We start from the raw sequence: 5,203 nt of genomic DNA on the forward strand, positions 1-5,203 counted from the left end.
CGGGCGGACACCTCCAGCTCCCGGGCGATCTCGGCGGCGGTCACCGGGCGCGGCGCACGCCGCAGGATCTGGATGATCTGAAACAGCCTGTCGGCGCGGCGCATCACTCGACTCCTGCTGACAGGATGCTGTCAGCAGGGTGGTCCTACAAGCCTCCCGTCGCGGCCATCCCGCCCGCCGTGACGAAGGAACCGCGCCATGATCACCCTGTATCACGCCCCGCAATCGCGATCCTCACGCATGATCTGGCTGCTGGAGGAGCTGGGCGTTCCCTACGCCATCGAGCCGGTCTCGATCTTCCGGCCGATGACGGGGGAGGGCGTGCCGGATGCCGCCAACCCGCATCCCGACAAACGCGTCCCGGCCCTCCTGCACAACGGCGTGCTGGTCGCGGAGTCCCTGGCCATCGTGCTCCATCTGGCGGAGCACTTCCCCGAAGCGGGGCTGGCGCCGGCGATCGGCGACCCCGATCGCGGCGCATACCTGACTTGGCTGGCTTGGTACGTGGCAGAGTTCGAGCCTGCCCTGTTCGCCGGCATGGCGGGCGAGCTCCCGGGATCGCCGCAGAAGCGCCGCGCCCACGAGGCGGTGGTCCGCCGCCTCGAAACCGCCCTGGCGCGCGGCCCCTACGCGATGGGTGAGAGGTTTTCCGGCGCCGACATCCTCATCGCCAGCGCGCTGGGTTTCGGCCGCGCCGCGTTCCCGGCCAGCGAGGCCTTCGAGGCCTATCTGGAGCGCTGCCGGGCGCGACCGGCCGCCCTCCGCGGTGCGGCGAGGGACGGTGCCTCCGGTCTTCAGCAGGGTGCCTAGGGCGCCTTCCGCCGAAGCGGATGCCGGTTCTGTGGAGGGGCCGGCGCCAGAAGGACGGACCGAGCCCGCACCGCGCCGGCGTGCAGCGCGGTGCGGGCTCCGCCGGCCATCGCCGCGCAGACGATGTGCGGGGCGCCCTCCACCGCGGGTGTTTCAGGACACGCCGGACCTGAATGCTTGAGCTTACATCAGGATCACACCGCGAACGCCGCCGCACATCTGATGGAGATGACGATGACCTGGACGAACCGCATCACGATCGCCGCCACCCTGATCGCGGGCGCGATCGCGCTGGTCACCTACGCGCAGGCTCTGAGCCTTCCCGCGCATTTCGCGTAGGACGGACCGGCGGGACGGCCGACCGCCGCATCCCGTCCCGCGCCGGGGCACGCTCAGCCGTGTCGCTGAACCTGCGCCGAACGGTTCCGCAATGCAACGTGACGCATCGCACCGCACGCGCCCGGCCGATCCGGCATCATCGTTGCAGTTGGTTTTCCCGGGCCTCCGAAGGCCCGCCGCGTGATGAAAGGAGTGCACGACATGGTTCTGAAGGGCTTTTCCTACGCGATGATCGGCGCTTTCCTGGGCGGCCTCGCGATGACGGTGACCGGCTCGGCCGGCGTCCTGATGGGCTTCTGAGCGACGGAGACTGGCAGCCCGCGAGGCTGCCCTGGCGACGGTCTTCGCGGGCGGCGGGGTTCTTGCCCCGCCGTCGTCGCGTTCGGGGACCGGGCAGATCGCGGCACCGCCGCGCACGCAGCCAACTTCCAGTCGCCGGCCGGCCCAGCGGGATCCGGCAGGCGCATGACGGCCGGGCGCAGTGCACCGCTCCCAATCGACGGTAAAGCGAACCGGAATCCCGCCGGCATGCGGGATCAGGCCCGACAGTCCCTGACCGTGCGAAGCGGATTGTCGGTTCGAGACCGCCGGAGTCGGCACGCCGCCGGCCGCCTCGGCCGGTCTCCCGAGGCTCGGGCCGGCCGCTGGAGCCGAGTCCGAGCATCAGGCCGGTCACGTCCCTCGGTGGGATCGCTCGGATCGATCCTTCCGCGACGATGCGGCCTCCGTTGATCTTCGGGCGTAAGGCGGGCCGGTCCGCAACCGGCCCGGCGCTGTCCGTCAGGCCGCCTCCCTCCGGGTCACGACCAGGGCCCAGATCGTCGCCGGGATCCATCCGATGATCGTCAGGTGGAGGATGATGCAGAGGATACCCTGAAGCACCTTTCCGCGCAGGAACATGGCGAGCCATGGCGCGAGAAAGCAGATGAGGATCATGATCATGAGGGTGACGTGTCTCCGGGTTCGTGAGCGAACACGGAAAGCGCCGGCTGGTTCCTGGGGGCCGGGCCTCCGCCGCGACACGCATCGGATCGAGGTCCCGGATCGAGATCCCGGATCGAGGCTCCGGGGCGCAGGGCGGATGCCGGTTCGGCGCCGGAGGGCTTGTGAGAACGCGCATCCGACGCCGTGCCGGTTCGCCCGGGGCCGGGTGCGGCTCTAGGCGCCGAGCCGCGCCCTGAGGCGCGAAGCCCGGCCGGATCCGTCGATGCACTCGATGCCGCCGCCGGCGTTGAGCGTGTGGAGACAGCTGCCGGGCCAAGCCGGCCCGGGCTCGATCCGGCCGAGGACGGTCTGGGCGAACCCGTCTTGGTCCAGCCGGTCGATCCGCGCCAGCGACAGGGCGCGGCCGTAACCGTGGGCGCAATCCTGAACCGGACGGATCAGGCGCCCGCCGCGCGCGACGATCCGGCCCGCGGGCCGCGCGAACGAGGGGTCGACCAGAACGGGATTGGCCGGATGCGGCACATACGGTCCCCGGAAGTCGGGGGCCGACCAGAGATACAGCGCGTCGTGGTGGCACCCCGATCCCGCCGGGGCGCCGGGGGGGGCGTCGCGCACGGTGGCGAAGAGCCACCAGCGGCCGTCCTGTTCGAGGAGCGTCGCGTCGCTCGCGACCACGCCGGAGAGGAGCGTCGCTTCCTTCACCCAGCCGCCGGGGTAGCGTGTCGCCCGGTAGAGATCGACCGTGCCCGCCGCGGAACTCTCCGGCACCATCCAGACGGCGCCCGCCCGCGCGAACACGAACGGGTAGGAGAGGTGATACGGCTCCTCCAGCACGGGGATGGGCGCCCCTACGGGACCGTCCGGCCCGAAGCGGACGGCCGAGATGATCGCCTTGCCGGTCGCGTGCGGGAATTCCTCGACGAAGACGTGGGTCGTCCCATCGGCGGCGAGCGGGAACGGGTCGGCGTAGAAGCGACGGCCGTCGTCGGGCAGGATCTGCCATCCCCCCTCGGGATGGCGCCCCAGGTCGATGAGATCCGGCCCGCGCAGAACCCGCCATCCGGTGCGCCAGTGCGGCGCGTGATAGCACAGCCTGTACAGGCGGCCGACGAGACTGCGGGCCAGCAGCCGCGCCGGTCGGGACGCCCGGATCCGCGCCGGGCGCGCGGGCCCGGCGGCCGCCGGGGCCGGGGTCTCAGCCGCGGCGCGGCCCGCCAATCGGTCCCGCAGCGCGGCGGCGACCAGCGTGGTCGTGCGCACCAGCGCGTCCTCGAACGACAGCGCGATGGAGCCCCGGTAGTCCGATCCGAGGCGTCCCGAGACCAGGACGGTGTCGCCTTCCAGCAGGTCGAGGCGCGGCACGCGGCCGGCGAGCAGGCTCCCGAGCAGGCCGATCTCGCCGAAGCCGCCATCGTAAGCCACCCGCCAGACCGGGCAGCGGGCGACCGCATCGCCACACAGGTCGAGCAAGAGGTCCGGGGCCGCGGGATCGGTCCAGGCGGCCAAGTCCGCCGGCGGCACAGGCGCCGACCCGTTCGGGGCCACCCGGAAGATCAGGGATTCCAGCCGGAACAGGAGGTCGGCCTGGACCGGCCAACCGTCCGGGCCGGGTGCGGCCTCGACACTGACGGCTTCGATGCCGGGCAGGCCCGAGAGTCGCGTCAGCAGCGCGACGTGCCAGCGGCGCGGGTTCGCGCCGTCGAGGCGAACTCTCACATGCATGGCAGCCGGGTTCCTATCGATGGGTCGCTCGAGACAATGACTGTCGATCCCGTCTATTTTCCCGCTGGTAACGGGAGTGATAACTTTGGGCGGCCCATAGGATTTACCGTCGATCGGCTTCCGGACAGCGGCGAGGGTGCCGAAAGCCGATCATCCGCGCGGCGCGCGATTGCCGGCGACTGGCTCGGCGGCCCGGTCCGGAATCCCGCGGGATCGATCTCGAGTGTCAGGCCCGGCCCAGGCGGCGCCCTCCCCCCACGAGGCCGGCCGGTCGCGCAGGGGCACCTGTGGCTCGACAGCCACAGGTGCGGGCATAGGCACAGTGCGATGCAACCAAAACGCCTTCACATTGTTCTCGCGCGCGCTCGCGGTATGAGCGATGTATTTCGGCACCTCGGCGAATCTTGAGGGATGATTTACTATGGCATTGCCCGCCATCGACGGGCGGTGTGTCCGTAAAACTACAGCCATTTTCGTCGATGATCGGTAGCCATACGTCCAGATCGAAATTTGGACCTTACCTGATGACCAAGCTCCTGGCCTCGCTGGCTGCCTTCACCGCTCTGACCGCCGCCGCCTCGGCCGCCGACCTGCCGCGCCGCGCCGCCCCGCCGCCGGTCTTCACCCCCGTCCCGGTCTTCACCTGGACCGGCGCCTACTTCGGTATCAACGCCGGCTACGCTTTCGACGCCAGCGACCGCAACACCGGCAACACCTTCGCCGTGCCGTTCCCCTACGCCGCTCCCGGCACCGTCGCCTCCTTCCGCAACCGCAGCCAGGACGGTTTCTCCGGCGGTGGCCAGATCGGCTACAACTGGCAGCTGACCCCCGGCTCCGGCGTCGTGTTCGGTATCGAGGCGGACGCCCAGTACCTCGACTTCGGCCGTAACCGGAACAACGCCTTCGTCGCCGGCGCGCTGGCCCCCGGCTACTACGTCACCGACCCGCGCGGCCTCTCCAGCCTCGACTTCTTCGGCACCGTCCGCGGCCGCCTCGGCTACGCCTTCGACCGCACCCTCGTGTACGGCACCGGCGGCTTCGCCTACGGCTCCGGCAGCGCCGACCGCTCCTTCGGCGGCTACGCCGGCAACGACAGCTTCCGCACCGGCTGGGCCGTCGGCGGCGGCGTCGAGTACGCGCTCCCCACCGACTCCTTCCTGAACTTCTTCCGCTCCTCGGCCGTGACGCTCAAGGTCGAAGGCCTGTACGTCAACCTCGACCGCAACACCCGCAACCAGGGCGCGTTCGTCATCAACGCCGCCAACAACTTCCCCGTCGTCTACAGCGGCATCGGCCGCCGTTCCGACGAGTTCGCCGTCGTCCGCGCCGGCCTGGAACTACAAGTTCGGCTCCTACTAAAACCGCGCCGCGGCGGCCGGATCCCGAC

Annotated in this window: 4 protein-coding genes and 1 pseudogene; 2 read left to right on the plus strand and 3 right to left on the minus strand. The window is 70.7% G+C overall.

Going from position 1 to position 5,203, the window contains the following annotated elements; translation table 11 throughout:
- Positions 1–104: HTH domain-containing protein (locus I53_RS27690; protein WP_043357052.1), on the minus strand; the 104-nt coding region annotated here is incomplete at its 3' end.
- Between the two features lie 94 nt (positions 105–198).
- Between I53_RS27690 and I53_RS27695 the strand changes: the two genes are divergently transcribed.
- Complete coding sequence (locus I53_RS27695; protein ID WP_043357054.1) at positions 199–810, plus strand: glutathione S-transferase family protein; 612 nt, start codon at positions 199–201, stop codon at positions 808–810.
- Between the two features lie 1,119 nt (positions 811–1,929).
- Here I53_RS27695 and I53_RS31965 read toward each other — a convergent pair.
- A complete protein-coding gene (locus I53_RS31965) occupies positions 1,930–2,091 on the minus strand; it encodes a YqaE/Pmp3 family membrane protein (RefSeq protein ID WP_085987713.1) in 162 nt (53 codons plus the stop codon).
- 216 nt (positions 2,092–2,307) lie between these two features.
- On the minus strand, positions 2,308–3,816 hold the full coding sequence (locus tag I53_RS27705) for a hypothetical protein (RefSeq protein WP_043357056.1): 1,509 nt from the start codon (positions 3,814–3,816) through the stop codon (positions 2,308–2,310).
- A 524-nt stretch (positions 3,817–4,340) separates the two neighbouring features.
- On the opposite strand from I53_RS27705, the pseudogene I53_RS27710 reads away from it, so the two are divergent.
- Positions 4,341–5,175, plus strand: a pseudogene (locus tag I53_RS27710) (outer membrane protein).
- Positions 5,176–5,203: the final 28 nt, after the last annotated feature.

Origin of the sequence: Methylobacterium sp. B1 (assembly GCF_000333255.1) — a bacterium.
In the GTDB taxonomy this organism is placed as follows: Bacteria; Pseudomonadota; Alphaproteobacteria; order Rhizobiales; family Beijerinckiaceae; genus Methylobacterium; species Methylobacterium fujisawaense.